This is a genomic window from Streptomyces sp. NPDC039465 (assembly GCF_055639315.1).
On sequence record NZ_JBVKAP010000006.1, the window covers coordinates 144,962 to 161,183 of the forward strand.

The 16,222-nt window shown below is 71.7% G+C and carries 14 protein-coding genes and 1 pseudogene; 7 read left to right on the plus strand and 8 right to left on the minus strand.

What is annotated here, in order from left to right:
• Window positions 1-160: 160 nt before the first annotated feature.
• The 4 genes and pseudogenes from ACZ7LT_RS21055 to ACZ7LT_RS21070 all read right to left on the minus strand — a co-directional run bounded on the left by ACZ7LT_RS21055 (window position 161) and on the right by ACZ7LT_RS21070 (window position 2,440).
• Window positions 161-511 carry a thioredoxin family protein gene (locus ACZ7LT_RS21055; RefSeq protein ID WP_471237589.1) on the minus strand — a complete coding sequence of 117 codons (351 nt, stop codon included), beginning with the start codon at window positions 509-511 and terminating at the stop codon, window positions 161-163.
• Window positions 508-907: pseudogene (locus tag ACZ7LT_RS21060) on the minus strand (MerR family transcriptional regulator). The gene ACZ7LT_RS21055 and the pseudogene ACZ7LT_RS21060 overlap by 4 nt, the downstream one beginning before the upstream one ends.
• A gap of 55 nt (window positions 908-962) precedes the next feature.
• Complete coding sequence (locus ACZ7LT_RS21065; RefSeq protein WP_471237590.1) at window positions 963-1,811, minus strand: nitroreductase/quinone reductase family protein; 849 nt, start codon at window positions 1,809-1,811, stop codon at window positions 963-965.
• Between the two features lie 107 nt (window positions 1,812-1,918).
• On the minus strand, window positions 1,919-2,440 hold the full coding sequence (locus ACZ7LT_RS21070; protein ID WP_471237591.1) for an Lrp/AsnC family transcriptional regulator: 522 nt from the start codon (window positions 2,438-2,440) through the stop codon (window positions 1,919-1,921).
• 67 nt (window positions 2,441-2,507) lie between these two features.
• On the opposite strand from ACZ7LT_RS21070, the gene ACZ7LT_RS21075 reads away from it, so the two are divergent.
• Both ACZ7LT_RS21075 and ACZ7LT_RS21080 read left to right on the plus strand, forming a co-directional pair.
• Window positions 2,508-3,410 (plus strand): NAD-dependent epimerase/dehydratase family protein, encoded by a 903-nt coding sequence (locus tag ACZ7LT_RS21075; RefSeq protein ID WP_471237592.1) that lies wholly within the window; start codon window positions 2,508-2,510, stop codon window positions 3,408-3,410.
• A complete protein-coding gene (locus ACZ7LT_RS21080) occupies window positions 3,407-4,294 on the plus strand; it encodes an aldo/keto reductase (RefSeq protein WP_471237593.1) in 888 nt (295 codons plus the stop codon). The genes ACZ7LT_RS21075 and ACZ7LT_RS21080 overlap by 4 nt, the downstream gene beginning before the upstream one ends.
• A gap of 45 nt (window positions 4,295-4,339) precedes the next feature.
• On the opposite strand, the gene ACZ7LT_RS21085 is transcribed toward ACZ7LT_RS21080, so the two are convergent.
• A complete protein-coding gene (locus ACZ7LT_RS21085) occupies window positions 4,340-5,179 on the minus strand; it encodes an NAD(P)H-binding protein (RefSeq protein WP_471237594.1) in 840 nt (279 codons plus the stop codon).
• Between the two features lie 134 nt (window positions 5,180-5,313).
• Window positions 5,314-6,657, minus strand: a complete 1,344-nt coding sequence (locus ACZ7LT_RS21090; protein ID WP_471237595.1) for a cation:dicarboxylate symporter family transporter — start codon at window positions 6,655-6,657, stop codon at window positions 5,314-5,316.
• 177 nt (window positions 6,658-6,834) lie between these two features.
• Here ACZ7LT_RS21090 and ACZ7LT_RS21095 point away from each other — a divergent pair, with 177 nt between their 5' ends.
• From ACZ7LT_RS21095 to ACZ7LT_RS21105, 3 genes are all read left to right on the plus strand, one after another.
• Window positions 6,835-8,523: a sensor histidine kinase gene (locus ACZ7LT_RS21095; protein WP_471237596.1), complete on the plus strand. Its 1,689-nt coding sequence runs from the start codon at window positions 6,835-6,837 to the stop codon at window positions 8,521-8,523.
• Complete coding sequence (locus ACZ7LT_RS21100) at window positions 8,520-9,194, plus strand: response regulator (protein ID WP_471237597.1); 675 nt, start codon at window positions 8,520-8,522, stop codon at window positions 9,192-9,194. Before ACZ7LT_RS21095 ends, ACZ7LT_RS21100 begins: the two co-directional genes overlap by 4 nt.
• Window positions 9,195-9,422: 228 nt before the next feature.
• Entirely contained in the window at window positions 9,423-10,031 is a 609-nt protein-coding gene (locus ACZ7LT_RS21105; protein ID WP_471237897.1) for a helix-turn-helix domain-containing protein, read from the plus strand.
• A 186-nt stretch (window positions 10,032-10,217) separates the two neighbouring features.
• Here ACZ7LT_RS21105 and ACZ7LT_RS21110 read toward each other — a convergent pair whose 3' ends face one another.
• Together ACZ7LT_RS21110 and ACZ7LT_RS21115 are read right to left on the minus strand one after the other, a co-directional pair.
• On the minus strand, window positions 10,218-11,279 hold the full coding sequence (locus tag ACZ7LT_RS21110) for an RICIN domain-containing protein (protein WP_471237598.1): 1,062 nt from the start codon (window positions 11,277-11,279) through the stop codon (window positions 10,218-10,220).
• A 315-nt stretch (window positions 11,280-11,594) separates the two neighbouring features.
• Complete coding sequence (locus ACZ7LT_RS21115) at window positions 11,595-12,620, minus strand: ATP-dependent 6-phosphofructokinase (RefSeq protein ID WP_471237599.1); 1,026 nt, start codon at window positions 12,618-12,620, stop codon at window positions 11,595-11,597.
• A 234-nt stretch (window positions 12,621-12,854) separates the two neighbouring features.
• On the opposite strand from ACZ7LT_RS21115, the gene pta reads away from it, so the two are divergent.
• Both pta and ACZ7LT_RS21125 read left to right on the plus strand, forming a co-directional pair.
• Window positions 12,855-14,936: a phosphate acetyltransferase gene (gene pta / locus ACZ7LT_RS21120; protein ID WP_471237600.1), complete on the plus strand. Its 2,082-nt coding sequence runs from the start codon at window positions 12,855-12,857 to the stop codon at window positions 14,934-14,936.
• A complete protein-coding gene (locus ACZ7LT_RS21125; RefSeq protein WP_471237601.1) occupies window positions 14,933-16,174 on the plus strand; it encodes an acetate kinase in 1,242 nt (413 codons plus the stop codon). The genes pta and ACZ7LT_RS21125 overlap by 4 nt, the downstream gene beginning before the upstream one ends.
• Window positions 16,175-16,222 lie beyond the last annotated feature (48 nt).

The window sequence follows — 16,222 nt, forward strand, 5'->3', positions numbered from 1 at the left end:
GCGTTTACTGAACTTCCCTGTTACTCCTCCACGCCCTTCGTGCATGAAGACACGGGAACTATTCAATATACGCGCTGCATTGCCCTGGCTGTCAATTCGAGCCGGGGCTTTTTGATGTCCTGCGGAGTCTTGTCGCGGTCTTGTCGCGACGGGTTCCCGATCAGCCCAGCACATCCTCAAGATCCTGCCGCAGCCGGCGCTTGGGACGGGCTCCCACCAGCGACTTCACCGGTTCGCCCGCCTGGAACACCATCAGGGTCGGGGTCGCGAGAACGCCGTAGCGGACCGTGATCTGCGGGTTGGCGTCCACATCCACTTCGACGACCTTCAGCCGGTCGCCCTCCTCCGCGGCGAGGGCCGCGAGGACCGACTTCAGCTGGCGGCAGGGGCCGCACCAGTCCGCCGTGAATTTCACCAGTACCGGGCGGTCCGCGCCCAGTACTTCCGCGTCGAAGTTCTCGTGCGTCACCACGTCGACGCCTGCTGCGTCGACGCCTGATGTTCCCGTCATGTTTCTCGGTCTCCCAGTTCGCAGAGTGGTCGCGGGCCGCCGGGCTGCTCCGCCTCGGCCCGCAGCAGCTCCGCGCCCACGTGGGCGCGGATCTCCTGGAGCCGGTCGATGAGGCCGTCGAGCTCGGCGAGTTTGCGCCGGTAGACGGCGAGCGAGGCCGGGCAGGTGTCGCCCGCCGGGTGGCCGGCCCGCAGACAGTCGACGAACGGCCTGGTCTCCTCCAGCTCGAACCCGAAGTCCTGAAGGGTCCGAATCTGCTGGAGGAGCTTGAGGTCGTGCTCGTCGTAGGTGCGGTGCCCGTTCTCCGTACGCCGCGCGGGCAGCAGTCCCCGGGACTCGTAGTACCGCAGAGTCCGTGGTGGTGCCCGCCCGCTCGGCCAGCTCGCCTATGCGCATGTCCCCGAACGTACGCCTTGACGCCGACGTCAAGGCAAGACGAGCGGGGACGGATTCAGGCGCTCGCCCGCAGCAGGGGCAGTACGTGCTCCTCCTCGTACGCGAAGTGCGTCTCCAGCTCCGCGGCGAGCCGGTCGAACTCCGCGCGCAGCCGCTCGGGGTCCGCGTCGTCGAGGCGGGCGAGGAGGTCCTGGAGTTCGTCGAGGATCCTCGCCACCGTGCCGTGTTCCCTCTTCAGGCGGTCGAAGGCGTCGGCCTTGTCGGGGAACTCCCGGGTCAGGTACGGGAAGAGGCCCGCGTCCTCCCCGCCGTGATGGACGGCCATCGCGGAACAGAAGGTCAGACAGTGCTTGCGCAGCTCCACGGTGAGGCCGCCGGTGGGGCGGGCGCCGAGCCCTTGGCGCAGGGCGGCCAGTTCGCCGCGGAGCCAGTCGTGGATCGCGACCAGCTCGTCGGCGAGCGCGTCGAGCCTGGTCGGCGGGGTGTAGGTGTCCTCGGGGAGGCGGTAGAGGGCCACGACCGGGAGGATCCGGTCGGTGGCCTTCTGGTAGTCGGCGTAGCCGGGGGCCGCCGCGACGACCTTGGCGAAGAGCGCGTCCCGCTCCTCGCCGGTCGCGGCCACGGCGGTGGCCCGCCAGGTCTCGGCGCCGGTCTCGACCGTGACCGTGGGGTTCACGAGGATGTTGCGGTACCAGTCCGGGTGCCGGTCGGAGCCGCCGGCGGAGCCGACCACCAGCAGCCGGTCGCCGTCCTCGACGAAACCGAGCGGGGTGGTGTGTTCCTGACCGGACCGGGCGCCGGTGGTGGTGAGGAGAAGAAGCACCCATCCCTCGAAGGGGCCGCCGAGGACACCGGCGTTGGTGCGGAAGTCGGAAATGATGTTGTCGTTGAAGCCGAGAGGCAAGAGCCGTCCCTACTGCCGTCGAGCCTCCATGCCTCCGCTTTCGAGCGCGGACCGGCACGCGACGCGACCGGGATATGACAACCCGGCCCGCGCCGGACTGTCAAGCATCAATTCCCGGGCGGCAGCAGGGGTTTGCGCTCGACCGGAGAGGACAGCACGATCGAGGTGGTGGTGCGGCCGAGCGCCGAGGTCTGCTCCAGGATCTCCTCCAGGTGGATCGTGTCGGTCACGGCGACCTTGAGGATCCAGCAGTCCTCGCCGACGACGTGGTGGACCTCGACGATCTCGGGACGGGCGGTCAGCTCCAGGGTCCTTGGGTGCTTCAGGTTGTAGCCGGCGTGCGGGTTGACGCGGATGAAGGCCTGGATGCCGTAGCCGAGCCGGGCGGGCGAGACGTGGGCTCCGTAGCCGGTGATGGCCCCGCACGCCTCCAGGCGGCGGACGCGTTCGGTGACCGCCGCCGGGCTGAGCCGCACCCGCCGTCCGAGCTCGCTCAGCTTGATGCGGCCGTCGCGCTGGACCAGCTCCAGGATCTGCCGGTCCACCGGGTCGAAGGCGGCCGCCGACGTTTCGATGGCGGCGGGACGCAGATGCCGTGGTTCTTTCGGTGCGGCGGGCTGGACTCCCATGTTTCCCCCTTCAGATGACGGTCGGACAACGTAACACTTGTCCCCTCGCACAAAGGAGTTGGGATTCATGGACGTCTTGGTCATCGGCGGAAGCCGCTATTTCGGCAAGCGGTTGATCGCCCGGCTGCAGGCCGCCGGGCACCGCGTGACGGTGCTCAATCGCGGCTCTTCTCCCGCCCCTCAGGGGGCTTTCCATGTCATTGCCGACCGGAATGACGAGGCGTCCTTGCGGACCGCACTCGACGGCCGCCTTTTCGACGCGGTGGTGGACCAGGTCTGCTACACACCGCGCCAGGCACTGATCGCCCGCCGGGTTCTCGGGCCGCTGACGAAGCGTTATGTGATGACGTCGACGGTGGAGGTGTACGAGTACGAGGACTCCTCCGCTCCGGTGCCCGAAGAGGCCGTCGATCCGCGGACGGTCACGGTCGACACCGCTCTGCCCTGGGACGATCCGGAATTCACCGAGGCGCACTACGGCGAGGGGAAGCGGCAGGCCGAGGCGGTCTTCGCGTCGGATCCGGAATTTCCGTACACGGCGGTGCGGGTCGCGCATGTGCTGGGCGGCGAGGACGATTTCACCGGCCGCGTCGGGCATTACGCGGACCGGATACGGGCCGGTGAGCCGATCACCGTCCCGGTCGTGAACCGTCCCGCCACCTATGTGTACGTCGAGGAGATCGCCGAATTCCTCGCCTGGGCGGTCGAGCGGGAATTCACCGGCCCCGTCAACGCGCATTCCCATGGCACGCTGACCACGGCCGACATCTGCGCGGAAATCGAGAAGCTGGTGGGTGGCCGGACCGTGTTCCAGGAGGTGGAGGTAGGCGAGGTGTCGCCGTTCTCCTTCGCCCGCTCGTACGCGATGGACAACTCCCGGGCCACCCGGCTCGGTTATCCGTTCCGGCATGTCGCGCAGTGGCTGCCGCGGGCGCTCTCGGAGACCGTGCGATCGGAGGCCGTGCGATGAGATACCGCCGACTGGGAGACCTTCAGGTGAGCGCGATCGGTCTGGGCACGATGCCGCTGTCGATCGAGGGGCATCCCGACGAGGCGCGGGCGCTCGCCACCGTGCACGCCGCGCTGGACGCGGGCGTGACCCTGCTCGACACGGCCGACTCGTACCACCCGCCGGGCGGCGAGCCGGGCGCGGGCGAGCTGCTGGTCGCGCGGGCGCTCGCGGCGTACGGCGGTGACCGGGACGCGATCCTGGTCGCCACCAAGGGCGGCCGGGGCCGCACGGCCGACGGCGGCTGGAGCGTCGACGGGCGCCCGGAGCACCTGCACCGGGCGGCGCGGGCGTCGCTGAAGCGGCTGGGGGTGGCGGCGATCGGGCTCTACCAGCTGCACAAGCCGGACCCGGACGTGCCGTACGCGGAGTCCCTCGGAGCGGTCCGCGAGCTCCTCGACGCCGGTCTGGTCCGCCTCGCCGGGATCTCCAACGTGGACGCGGACCAGATCCGGCTGGCCCGGGAGATCCTGGGCGACCGGCTGGTCTCCGTACAGAACCGCTACTCCCCCGAGGTCCGGGGCAGCGAGGCCGAACTGCGGCTGTGCGCGGAGCTCGGCCTCGCCTTCCTGCCGTGGAGTCCGCTGGGCGGGATCTCCCGCAGCTCGCTCGACGGCGCCTCCGCACTGGAGGCGGACCCGCGGTTCGGGGCGTTCCACCGGGTGGGGCGGGAGCGCGGGGTGAGCCCCCAGCAGACCGCACTGGCGTGGCTCCTCGCCCGCTCGCCCGTGGTGGTGCCGATCCCGGGCGCGAGCCGCCCGCAGACGGCTCGCGCCTCGGCGGCCGCGGCCGATCTGACCCTGGGCGACGACGAGTTGGCGCTGCTGGACGGGCTGGGCCGCTAGCGGCGTACGGACTCGCCGGCGACCGGGCAGGGCCGGGCCGAGGGCTCAGACGAAGTCGGCGGTGTGGTCCCGGGCCCACTCGGCGAAGGTGCGCGCCGGGCGGCCGGTGACCCGCTCGACGTCGTCGGTCACCTCGGCCGGAACGCCCACCGAGGCTGCCCAGGCCGTCAGCACGGTGTCGACGAGGAAGGCGGGGAAGTGCGCGCCGAGCTCCGCCCGGGCGGCCTCGGTCGTCAGCTCCTCGAAGGTGAGCGTACGGCCCAGGGCCTTGCCGATCAGGTCGAGCTGCTCGGCGGCGGTCAGTGACTCGGGGCCGGTCGGTTCGTACCAGCGTCCCGTATGACCGTCCGAGGTCAGCGCCGCCACCGCGACCGCGGCCAGGTCGGCCTCGTGGACGGGCGAGCTCGTCGCCCCGGCGAACGGGCCGCGCACCACGTCACCGGCCTTGATCTGCTCGGCCCACGGCAGGGTGTTGACCGCCATGAAGCCGGAGCGGACGAAAGTCCACTCCATCGTCGATGCGCGCAGTGCCTGTTCGATCTCGGCGTGGTAGGCGGCTATCGGGTCGGGCTGCTCCGCCACGCCATCCACCACCGCGCCGGAGGAGAGCAGCACCACCCGCCGTACGCCCGCCCGTTGGGCGGCCTCGACGAAGGCGGGCCCGCACCCCGGCTGCGGGAAGAGGAAGGCCGCGGTGGCCCCGTCCAGCGCGGCGGGAAGGCTCTCGGGGTCGGAGAGGTCGCCGCGCACGACCTCGGTGGCTCCGAGCCCTTCGGCCTTGCGGGGGTCGCGGGCCAGCGCCCGGACCTCGGTGCCGCCCTGTTCGGTCAGGAGCCGGACCACATGGCGGCCGACGTTGCCGGTGGCGCCGGTGACGAGAATCATGAGCTCTCCTCAAGGATCGAAGAAACGTACGAGGTCCTGAGAAGTGATCAACTCATGGGCGCGGGCGATGATTCCGCCCACACGGCGCGGTCCCCCGGCCGCGCGGCGGGCGCGCGGCCGGGGGGCGGGGCCGGTCAGACCTTGGCCGGGAGCTCGTCGCGCTGTTCCGGGACGTCCGACGGGGCCGGGGCGTGGTCGTCGACCAGGGTTTTCTCGTCGAACGGCACCCGGCCGGCCAGGACCTCGGCGGCGCGCGCCTTGTCGATCTCCTTGGTCCAGGTGCCGACCAGGACGGTCGCCACCGCGTTGCCCGCGAAGTTGGTCAGGGCGCGCGCCTCGCTCATGAAGCGGTCGATGCCGACGATCAGGCCGACACCGTCGACGAGTTCGGGGCGGTGCGACTGGAGTCCGCCCGCGAGCGTGGCCAGTCCGGCTCCGGTGACGCCCGCCGCGCCCTTCGACGCGATGATCATGAAGACGAGGAGCGAGATCTGCTCGGCGATCGAGAGCGGGTTGCCCATCGCCTCGGCGACGAAGAGCGAGGCCATCGTCAGATAGATCGCGGTGCCGTCCAGGTTGAAGGAGTAGCCGGTGGGGACGGTGATGCCGACGACGGGCTTGCTGACGCCCAGGTGCTCCATCTTCGCGATCAGGCGGGGCAGCGCCGACTCCGAGGAGGAGGTGGAGAGGATCAGCAGGAACTCCCGGCCCAGGTACTTCAGCAGGGTGAAGATGTTGATGCCCGCGATGAGCTTCAGCAGGGCACCGAGGACGACGAAGACGAAGAGCGCGCAGGTGACGTAGAAGCCGATCATGATGACGGCGAGCGACTTCAGCGCGTCGAGGCCGGTCTCACCGACCACCGCCGCGATGGCGCCGAACGCGCCCACCGGGGCCGCCCACATGATCATGCCGAGGATGCGGAAGACCAGCCGCTGGATGTGGCCGATGCCGCGCAGGACCGGCTCGCCGGCCGCGCCCATCGCCTGCAGCGCGAAGCCCGCGAGCAGGGCGACCAGCAGGGTCTGCAGGACCTCGCCCTCGGTGAAGGCGGAGATCAGCGTCTTGGGGATGATCCCGAGGAGGAAGTCGGTGGTGCTCTCGCTGGCACCGGACGCCTGCTTCTCGCCGGCCGCCGCCACCTCCTTCGTCAGCTGGAGGCCGGAGCCCGGCTCCAGGAGGTTGCCGACGAGGAGGCCGATGGCGAGGGCGACGGTCGACATGACCATGAAGTAGCCGAGCGCCAGGCCGCCGACCGCGCCGACCTTGGCGGCCTTGCGGACCGACCCCACGCCGAGCACGATCGTGCAGAAGATGATCGGCGAGATCATCATCTTGATGAGATTCACGAACCCGGTGCCGAGCGGCTTGAGCTCGACGGCCACGCCGGGTGCGACGAAACCGACGCCGATTCCGAGAATCACGGCGGCGATGACGGCCAGATAGAGATAGTGGGTACGGTCCCGGCGTGCGGCCACGGGGTCCTCCTCGTCCAGGGGAAATGTCTACGTCCCGGTAGACCCCGCGACTATCCATCACCCCTGTGACGGCGGTCACCCTTGCGTTCCTTTCGTTCACACGATTCCGGAACACAATTGCGTCACGCCGCTCCCGGGCGATTCCGCCGTACATTTCCGGACAGGCAGACTGAGCTCATGCGCATACCCCTCCTGCGGCCCCGCAGCCTGGCCGGCCAGCTCTTCGCGATGCAGGTCGTGCTGGTGGCGGCGATCGTGGCCGGGTGCGCGGTCTTCGCGTATGTGACGGACCGCGCGCAGGCCGAGGAGACCGCACGGCGGCAGTCCACGGCGACCGCCACCGCGGTCGCGAAATCTCCCTCGGTGGCCGAGGCGGTCCGGTCCGCCGATCCGACGGCCACGCTCCAGCCGTACGCGGAGGCGCTGCGCCGCGAATCCGGGGTCACCTTCGTCGTGGTCATGGCGACGGACGGGACCCGCTGGACCCATCCGGAGCCGGACGAGATCGGCCGTACGTACCTCGGCCACATCGAGCCCGCCGTGATGGGCCGGACGTTCTCCGAGACACATATGGGGGTGCTGGGTCCTTCCGTGCGCACGGTCACCCCGGTCGTCGCGGACGGCGAGGTGATCGCGCTGGTCAGCGCGGGCATCACCATCGAGCGGATCAGCGCGCAGGTACGGGAGCAGGTGACCGCGCTGCTGGTGATGGCGGGCGCGGCGCTGGCGCTCGGCGGGGTGGGGACGTATGTCATCAACGCCCGGCTGCGACGGCACACCAAGGGCATGAACGCGGCGGAGCTGAGCCGGATGCACGACTATCACGAGGCCGCGCTGCACGCGGTGCGGGAGGGCTTGGTGATGCTGGACGGGCAGCGCAGGATCGCACTGATCAACGACGGGGCGCGCGATCTCCTCGGGGTCGGCGAGGAGGCGGTGGGGACGTCCGTCGCCGAGCTCGGGCTGCCCACGTCGCTGACAGGCGCGCTGCTCTCCAGCGAGCCGCGCGTGGACGAGCTGCATCTGACCGCGGACCGGGTCCTGGTGGTCTCCACCCGGCCGGTGATCGGCGGCGAGCGCCGCGGCACCGTGGTGACACTCCGGGACCACACCGAACTCCAGGCCCTGTCGGGCGAGTTGGACTCCGAGCGGTGCTTCACCCAGGCGCTGCGTTCGCAGGCCCACGAGGCGGCCAACCGGCTGCACACGGTGGTCTCGCTGATCGAGCTGGGCCGCTCGGACGAGGCGGTCCGGTTCGCCACCGCCGAACTGGAGCTGGCCCAGGCGCTCACGGACCGGGTCGTCGACGCGGTGGCCGAGCCGGTCCTCGCGGCGCTGCTGCTCGGCAAGGCGGCGCAGGCCAACGAGCGCGGCGTGGAGCTGGTCCTGACCGACGACAGCCATATCGACGACGGCCTGCTGCCGCCGACCCTGCCGCCCCGGGACCTGGTGACGATCCTGGGCAATCTGATCGACAACGCGGTCGAGGCGGCCTCGGCCCCGGGCTCCGGCTGGCCCGCCCCGCCGCGGCAGCGGGACGGCGAACCGGAGCCGGACACCCCGGCGCTCCTCCGGGCCCGGGTGACGGTCACGGCCCGCGCTGACGCCGGTGAGCTGCTGGTACGGGTCGCCGACAGCGGGCCGGGCGTACGGGCCGAGGACTCCGCGGCCGTCTTCGAGCGCGGCTGGTCGACCCGGGGCGCGGGCCGGGGCCTCGGTCTCGCGCTGGTCCGGCAGGCGGCGCACCGCGCGGGTGGCACGGTCGCCCTGGCCCAAGGCCCCGACGGCGGCGCGGAGTTCACCGTACGGCTGCCGCTCCGCTGCCCGGCTCCCGTGGGCGCCCGCACCTCTGAGGTGGTCGCGTGATCAAGGTGCTGGTGGTCGAGGACGATCCGGTCGCCGCCGACGCGCACGCGCTGTACGCGGGGCGGGTGGAGGGGTTCACGGTGGTCGCGGTGGCCCACTCGCGGGCGGCCGCCGTGCGGGCGCTGGAGCGGTGCGAGGTGGATCTGATCCTGCTGGATCTCTATCTGCCCGACGGGCACGGCCTCCAGCTGCTGCGGGCGCTCCGCGCCGCCGGGCACGCGGCTGATGTGATCGCGGTGACCTCGGCGCGGGACCTGGGGATCGTGCGCGAGGGCGTCTCCCTCGGGGTGGTGCAGTACGTCCTGAAGCCGTTCACCTTCGCGACCCTGCGCGACCGGCTCTCCCGGTACGCCGAGTTCCGCGCCGCCGCGGGTGAGGCGTCCGGGCAGGAGGAGGTCGACCGGGCGCTCGCCGCTCTGCGCGCGCCCCAGCCCGCCGCGCTGCCCAAGGGCCTGAGCGCGCCCACGCTTCAGGCGGTGACGCGGACGCTGCGCGAGGCACCCGGCGGGGTGACCGCGAGCGAGGCGGGCGCCGCGGTCGGGATCTCCCGGATCACCGCCCGCCGGTATCTGGAACACCTGGTCGGCGAGGGCCGCGCGGCGCGCAGCCCGCAGTACGGCCAGATCGGCCGCCCGGAGCTGCAGTACCGCTGGATCACATCCACCAGATGAGATACGACTGAGATCCGCGTCAACCCTTCCGGGTTACCCATCAGTTCGCTACAGTGCACCGAGCCGTGCCCTGACCCGGGTTACACGTATGCTCGGACGTTCCTACGATCCATGGCGTTGGGTGAACACACCGTAGCCAGTGGTGACCAAGGGTCTTACCGTGGCCGCGTGCAATCCTCCCCACCCTTCAATGCCCCTGCCGCGCGCCGCCTGCGCGAGGCCCTGGGCATGGCGCCCGGCCACGTCGCCTACGGCCTGCGCGCGCAGTACGGACTCATGGTCACCCCGGACACCGTCATCGCCTGGGAACGCGGGCACCTGGCGCCCACCGCCCGCGAGCTCACCGCGCTCGCCGGCGTCCTGTGGTGCGCCCCCGCCGAGCTGCTCGCCGCCGCCACCACGCTCAAGGAGCACCGGATGGCGCGGGGCATCCCGCCCGAGGACCTGGCCCGGCGGGTGGGGCTCGACGCGAGCGCGTACCGGCGCATGGAGGAGTCCAACCGCTGGCGCGGCAACGAGCGCCAGACCGCGGCGCTCGCCGAGGCCCTCGGCCTCGCCCCGCGCGCGCTGGTGGCGGCGACGGGCCGGGCGGCGGAGCTGGCCGAGGTGCTGAAGGACGCGGCGACGACCCGCTGGCAGGCGTATGTGAAGCCGGTCGCGAAGCTGGTCGCACTGGACCGGGCGGCCCTGGAGAGGGTCCTCCAGCAGCTGCACGGCGAGTACCACTCCCGGATGGCGGCGACCAGCAGCTGGGGCGCCTCCGGTGGCAGCGGCGAGTCGGGCCGGGAGTTCCTGGACCGGATATCCGAGCACTTCTGGGAGCTGGCCGGCGGCTGAGCCGCCCGCCGTACCGCTGCCGCGGTCGGACCTGCGGGCGCCGGCTGATGCGGCCGGGACACGGGGCACAGGACGCCGCCGACCGGCCCGAGGGCGGTGTCCGCGGCGGCTGCCCGCACCCTCGCGCCAAGGCGCCGACGGAGCCGACCGGCCCGCGGGCGGTGTCAGCTGCGGCTGCCCGCACCCTCACGTCCTCGGGTCGAAGCTGAACAGCTGCCCCGCCCCGTCGGCCGCGCACTCCGCCAGCTCCAGCCGGGTCCACTGGGCCTGCCCGGCGCCCACGACCCCCACACACAGGTCGGTGTGCGTGGGCCGCATCCGGTAGCCGACGGCCGGGGATCCGAAGGCCTCGAACCGGAACGCCTCCGCCGGGCCGCGCTTGCCGCACACCCCGTCCTGCAGCGGGCCGCCCACGTGGCGGGCCTCCGCCGGGATCCCGGAACAGCCGGGTCCGAAGTCCGGATGCAGCGAAACGATCCTCCACTTGTCGCCGGCGAGCCGTTCGAGTTCGTACAGCGGGACCGTCGCGTTCGCGCACTCCACCTGGTAGACCTGACCGTCGTCCTTCTTGGGGCGCTCGTTCAGGCACAGCCCGGAGTGGAGCGCCCGTATCTTCACGGGCCCAGGCGCGGGCGCCGCCAGCGGCTTCGTCCCGCCGCCTCCTGCGCCTCCCGCGCCACCGTCGGGCGGCACCCCGCCCCGGTCCCGTACCAGCGCGACGACGCTGATCACCGCGACGACCAGTGCCGTGAAGGCCACCACGGCGACCAGAAGGCGGGGCATCCGGGAGCGCCTGGGCGGGGACGGCGCGGCCGGGCGCGGGGCGGTGTCGCGGGGGTCGTCTTCCGGCCACGCGTCCCCGGCGCGGCGCCCCTCGTCACCCTCACCGCCCTCGCCGCCCTCGTCCCCGAGGTCCCCGGCGCCCTCGTCGTCCTCGGCGGATTCCAGGGTCTCGAAGCGTCCCCGTACCACCAGCTCCTTGCGGACCGCCAGCCAGCTCTCGAGCGCGGCGGGCCCGGCGCCGCAGGCCCGGACGAACGCGGTGAGCAGCTCCTCGCGCGGGACGGTCGTACGGGCCAGCATGTTCGCCACGGTCGAGCGGGGCAGCACGTCACCGACGGCCTCGGCGCGCGCCGACAGCTCCCGGTAGGTCAGCCCGGACCACTCCTTGAGCGCGGACAGCTGTGCGATGAAATCAGCCGGACTCCGTGCCTCGCGAGGATCCGGGGCCTTCTCCCCATCGGTCATGCGCGCCCTCCCCCGGGTGCCACGTTCCCCCCTCCTGACGGCCGCCAACCGGGCCCGGACAGAGGTGGGACATGTCCGGGACAGGCGTAAGCCTTGTTGATCCCGCGGTCCGGCTCAAGAGTGGAATGAGGCAATTCCGGTGGGGGCCGGATTGCCCGGGGGAAGCGAACGGCCCTGGTCGCCCACGGGGGGCGATCGGGGCCTTCGGTACGTGCGTCAGGGGCAGTCCGTCCCGGACAGGGCCGGACACGGCCCGGACACGGCCCGGACGGCCCGGGGTCGCCGGGGGCCGGTGGGGTCTGCCGGGCGCGTGCGTCAGAAGACGGACTCGGCCTCGAACATCCGGTTCTCGGGGACGGTCTTCAGCTGGGTGACGGCCTCGGCGAGCGGGACCATGGTCACGTCCGTGCCGCGCAGGGCCGTCATCCGGCCGAAGTCGCCGCGGTGCGCGGCCTCGACCGCGTGCCAGCCGAAGCGGGTGGCGAGCACCCGGTCGTAGGCGGTCGGGGTGCCGCCGCGCTGCACATGCCCGAGGATGACCGGCCGGGCCTCCTTGCCCAGGCGCCGCTCCAGTTCGACGGCGAGGCGGTTGCCGATGCCCTGGAAGCGCTCGTGGCCGTACTGGTCGATCTCGCCCTTCTGGTACTCCATCGAGCCCTCGGCCGGGTGGGCGCCCTCGGCGACGCAGACGACCGCGAACTTCTTGCCGCGGGCGAAGCGTTCCTCGACCATCTTCACCAGGTCGTCGACCTGGAAGGGGCGCTCGGGCAGGCAGATGCCGTGGGCGCCGCCGGCCATCCCGGACTCCAGGGCGATCCAGCCGGCGTGCCGGCCCATCACCTCGACCACCATGACCCGCTGGTGGGACTCGGCGGTCGTCTTCAGCCGGTCGATGGCCTCGGTGGCGACCGTGACGGCGGTGTCGAAGCCGAAGGTGCGGTCGGTCGAGGAGATGTCGTTGTCGATGGTCTTCGGCACGCCGACGACGGGCATACCGGCGTCCGAGAGCATCCGGGCGGCGGTCAGGGTGCCTTCGCCGCCGATCGGGATGAGCGCGTCGATGCCGTACCGCTTCTGCAACTCCGCGCAGTTCTCGGCAGCTTCGCGCAGCCGCGCGCGCTCAAGACGGGCCGAGCCGAGGATGGTGCCGCCGCGGGCGAGGATGCCGCTGACCGCGTTGAGGTCGAGGGGCCGGTAGTGCCCGTCGAGCAGGCCCTTGAATCCGTCCTCGAAGCCGATGACTTCATCGCCGTAACCGGTCAGAGCGCGATGCACGACCGACCGGATCACTGCGTTCAGGCCGGGGCAGTCGCCGCCTGCGGTGAGAACTCCGATGCGCATCGTGCTCTGTCTCCTGCTCGGTAGTGGTACGTGTGAGCTTTTCCGATTCTCCCATGGGAGGCCGGGCCCACGCGCTTCCGGCTACTCCGCGCACCCGCCTCACCGGGCCTTTCGTGCCGTTCCCCCAGGCCAGAGTCCGGCGGGCGCCCTAACCACGCGCAGAGGTATTGTCAAGAGGGCATTCCCACCCTATCGAGGTTTTCTCACCGCACTCGCTTGACAGGAGACGACGGCGTGACGCGCAGCGTGTACGTGACCGGGATCGACCGCGGAGACGGCCGCCAGGTCGTGGAGCTGGGAGTCATGGAACTCCTGACCCGCCAGGTGGACCGGGTGGGGGTGTTCCGTCCGCTGGTGCACGACGGTCCGGACCGGCTCTTCGACCTGCTGCGGGCCCGCTACCGGCTCTCCCAGGACGCGGCCACGGTCTACGGCATGGACTACCACGAGGCGTCCGCCCTCCAGGCCGAGAAGGGCACCGACGAGCTGGTCTCCCGGCTCGTCGACCGCTTCCATCAGGTCGCGCGGGAGTACGAGGTGGTCCTCGTCCTCGGCACCGACTTCGCCGCCACCCAGCTCCCCGACGAGCTCGCGATCAACGCCCGGCTCGCCAACGAGTTCGGCGCCTCGGTGATCCCGGTGGTCGGCGGCAAGGGCCAGCCCGCCGATGCCATACGGGCCGAGGCGCGCAACGCCTTCCGGGCCTACGACGGCCTCGGCTGCGACGTCCTCGCGATGGTGGTGAACCGGGTCGCGGCCGAGGACCGTGAGGCCATAGCGGAGCGGCTCGGCGCCCGGCTGCCCGTCCCCTGTTACGTCCTGCCCGACGAGCCCGCGCTGGCCGCGCCGACCGTCGCCCAGATCACCCACGCGCTCGGCGGCACGGTGCTGCTCGGCGACGACTCCGGGCTCGCCCGCGACGCCCTCGACTTCGTCTTCGGCGGCGCCATGCTGCCGAACTTCCTCGGCGCCCTGACACCGGGCTGCATGGTCGTCACCCCCGGCGACCGCGCCGACCTGGTGGTCGGCGCGCTGGCCGCGCATTCGGCCGGCACCCCGCCCATCGCCGGTGTGCTGCTCACCCTCAACGAGCGGCCGAGCGAGGAGATCCTCACCCTCGCCGCCCGGCTCGCCCCCGGCACGCCGGTCATCTCCGTGGCCGGCAACAGCTTTCCGACCGCCGCCGAACTCTTCGGCCTCGAAGGAAAGTTGAACGCCGCCACGCCCCGTAAGGCGGAGACCGCGCTCGGTCTTTTCGAGCGTCATGTGGACACCGCCGATCTGCTCAGGCGCATCTCGGTGGCCCGCAGCGGCCGGGTCACCCCGATGATGTTCGAGCACGAGCTGCTGGAGCAGGCGCGTGCCGACCGCCGCCGGGTGGTCCTGCCCGAGGGCAGCGAGGAGCGGGTGCTGCGCGCCGCCGACGTGCTGGTCCGCCGCGGGGTGTGCGACCTGACCCTGCTCGGCGACGTCGAGGTCATCCGCAAGAAGGCCGCCGACCTCGGCGTCGACCTCGGCGAGAGCCGGATCGTCGACCCGCAGACCTCCGAGCTGCGCCAGGAGTTCGCCGAGCGCTACGCCGAGTTGCGCGCCCACAAGGGCGTGTCCGTGGAGCTGGCGTACGACGTCGTCTCGGACGTCAACTACTTCGGCACCCTGATGGTCCAGGAGGGCCTGGCCGACGGCATGGTCTCCGGATCCGTCCACTCCACCGCAGCCACCATCCGCCCCGCCTTCGAGATCATCAAGACCAAGCCGGAGGCCTCGATCGTCTCGTCCGTCTTCTTCATGTGCCTGGCCGACCGGGTTCTCGTCTACGGCGACTGCGCGGTCAATCCGGACCCGAACGCCGAGCAGCTCGCGGACATCGCCATCCAGTCCGCCGTCACCGCGGCCCGCTTCGGCGTCGAGCCGCGGATCGCGATGCTCTCCTACTCCACTGGCACCTCCGGCTCCGGCGCGGACGTCGACAAGGTGCGCGAGGCGACCAAGCTGGTGCGCGCGGCCCGCCCAGACCTCAAGATCGAGGGGCCGATCCAGTACGACGCGGCCGTCGAGCCGTCCGTCGCCGCGACGAAGCTGCCGGAGTCCGAGGTGGCCGGGCAGGCGACCGTGCTGATCTTCCCGGACCTCAACACCGGCAACAACACCTACAAGGCCGTGCAGCGCTCGGCCGGCGCGGTCGCGGTCGGCCCGGTCCTCCAGGGCCTGCGCAAGCCGGTCAACGACCTGTCGCGCGGCGCGCTCGTCAGCGACATCGTGAACACCGTCGCCATCACCGCCATCCAGTCCCAGGGTCAGGAGCACCCGGCATGACCTCCACGCGTGTCCTCGTCCTCAACTCCGGCTCCTCGTCGGTGAAGTACCAGCTGCTCGACATGGCGGACAGCTCGCGGCTCGCCGTCGGTCTGGTGGAGCGCATCGGCGAGGAGACCTCCCGGCTCGTGCACACCCCGCTCCAGAGCGGAGGGGCCGCGAAGCGGGAGAGGAACGCGCCGATCGCCGACCACGCGGCGGCGTTGAAGGCGGTCGCCGAGGAGCTGTCGGCGGACGGGCTCGGCCTGGACTCCCCCGAACTGGCCGCGATCGGGCACCGGGTGGTGCACGGCGGGCTGCGGTTCACCGCGCCGACGGTGATCACGGACGAGGTGCTCGCGGAGATCGAGCGCCTGGTGCCGGTCGCCCCGCTGCACAACCCGGCGAACATCACCGGGATCCGTACCGCCCAGGCCCTGCGCCCGGACCTGCCGCAGGTCGCGGTCTTCGACACGGCGTTCCACACGACGATGCCGGAGCACGCCGCGCGGTACGCGATCGACGTGGAGACCGCGGACGCGCACCGCATCCGCCGCTACGGCTTCCACGGCACCTCGCACGCCTATGTCTCGCGGGCGACGGCCGCGCTGCTCGGCAAGGCGCCCGAGGACGTCAACGTGATCGTGCTGCACCTGGGCAACGGCGCCTCCGCGTCGGCCGTGCGGGGCGGGCGGTGCGTGGACACCTCGATGGGGCTCACGCCCCTGGAGGGCCTGGTCATGGGCACCCGCTCCGGGGACATCGACCCGGCGGTGACCTTCCATCTCCAGCGGGTCGCCGGGATGAGCACCGACGAGATCGACGTGCTGCTGAACAAGAAGAGCGGTCTGGTCGGGCTGTGCGGCGACAACGACATGCGGGAGATCCGCCGCCGGATCGACGAGGGGGACGAGCGGGCGCGGCTCGCCTTCGACATCTACGTCCACCGGCTGAAGAAGTACATCGGCGCGTACTACGCGGTGCTCGGGCGGGTGGACGCGGTGGCGTTCACGGCGGGTGTCGGTGAGAACGCGGCCCCGGTGCGGGAAGCTGCCCTCGCGGGTCTGGAGGAGCTGGGCCTGGCGGTGGACAGTGGACTCAATGCCGTACGGTCCGACGAGCCGCGGCTGATCTCGCCGGAGTACGCGCGGGTGGCGGTGGCGGTCGTACCGACCGACGAGGAGCTGGAGATCGCGAACCAGACCTTCGCGCTCGTGGCGGCCGGCCCCGGAAAGGACGCCGGCGACGGCCTCGCCTGAGCACCGCCCCGCCCATTTGTACATTCCACCAGACGGAATATTCCGCGT

Excerpts from the sequence above, each read along its gene's own strand:
- ACZ7LT_RS21055 (WP_471237589.1), bottom strand. The coding sequence starts at position 511 with ATGACGGGAACATCAGGCGTCGACGCAGCAGGCGTCGACGTGGTGACG.
- ACZ7LT_RS21070 (WP_471237591.1), bottom strand. The coding sequence starts at position 2,440 with ATGGGAGTCCAGCCCGCCGCACCGAAAGAACCACGGCATCTGCGTCCC.
- ACZ7LT_RS21075 (WP_471237592.1), top strand. The coding sequence starts at position 2,508 with ATGGACGTCTTGGTCATCGGCGGAAGCCGCTATTTCGGCAAGCGGTTG.
- ACZ7LT_RS21080 (WP_471237593.1), top strand. The coding sequence starts at position 3,407 with ATGAGATACCGCCGACTGGGAGACCTTCAGGTGAGCGCGATCGGTCTG.
- ACZ7LT_RS21085 (WP_471237594.1), bottom strand. The coding sequence starts at position 5,179 with ATGATTCTCGTCACCGGCGCCACCGGCAACGTCGGCCGCCATGTGGTC.
- ACZ7LT_RS21095 (WP_471237596.1), top strand. The coding sequence starts at position 6,835 with ATGCGCATACCCCTCCTGCGGCCCCGCAGCCTGGCCGGCCAGCTCTTC.
- ACZ7LT_RS21105 (WP_471237897.1), top strand. The coding sequence starts at position 9,423 with ATGGCGCCCGGCCACGTCGCCTACGGCCTGCGCGCGCAGTACGGACTC.
- ACZ7LT_RS21110 (WP_471237598.1), bottom strand. The coding sequence starts at position 11,279 with ATGACCGATGGGGAGAAGGCCCCGGATCCTCGCGAGGCACGGAGTCCG.
- ACZ7LT_RS21115 (WP_471237599.1), bottom strand. The coding sequence starts at position 12,620 with ATGCGCATCGGAGTTCTCACCGCAGGCGGCGACTGCCCCGGCCTGAAC.
- ACZ7LT_RS21125 (WP_471237601.1), top strand. The coding sequence starts at position 14,933 with ATGACCTCCACGCGTGTCCTCGTCCTCAACTCCGGCTCCTCGTCGGTG.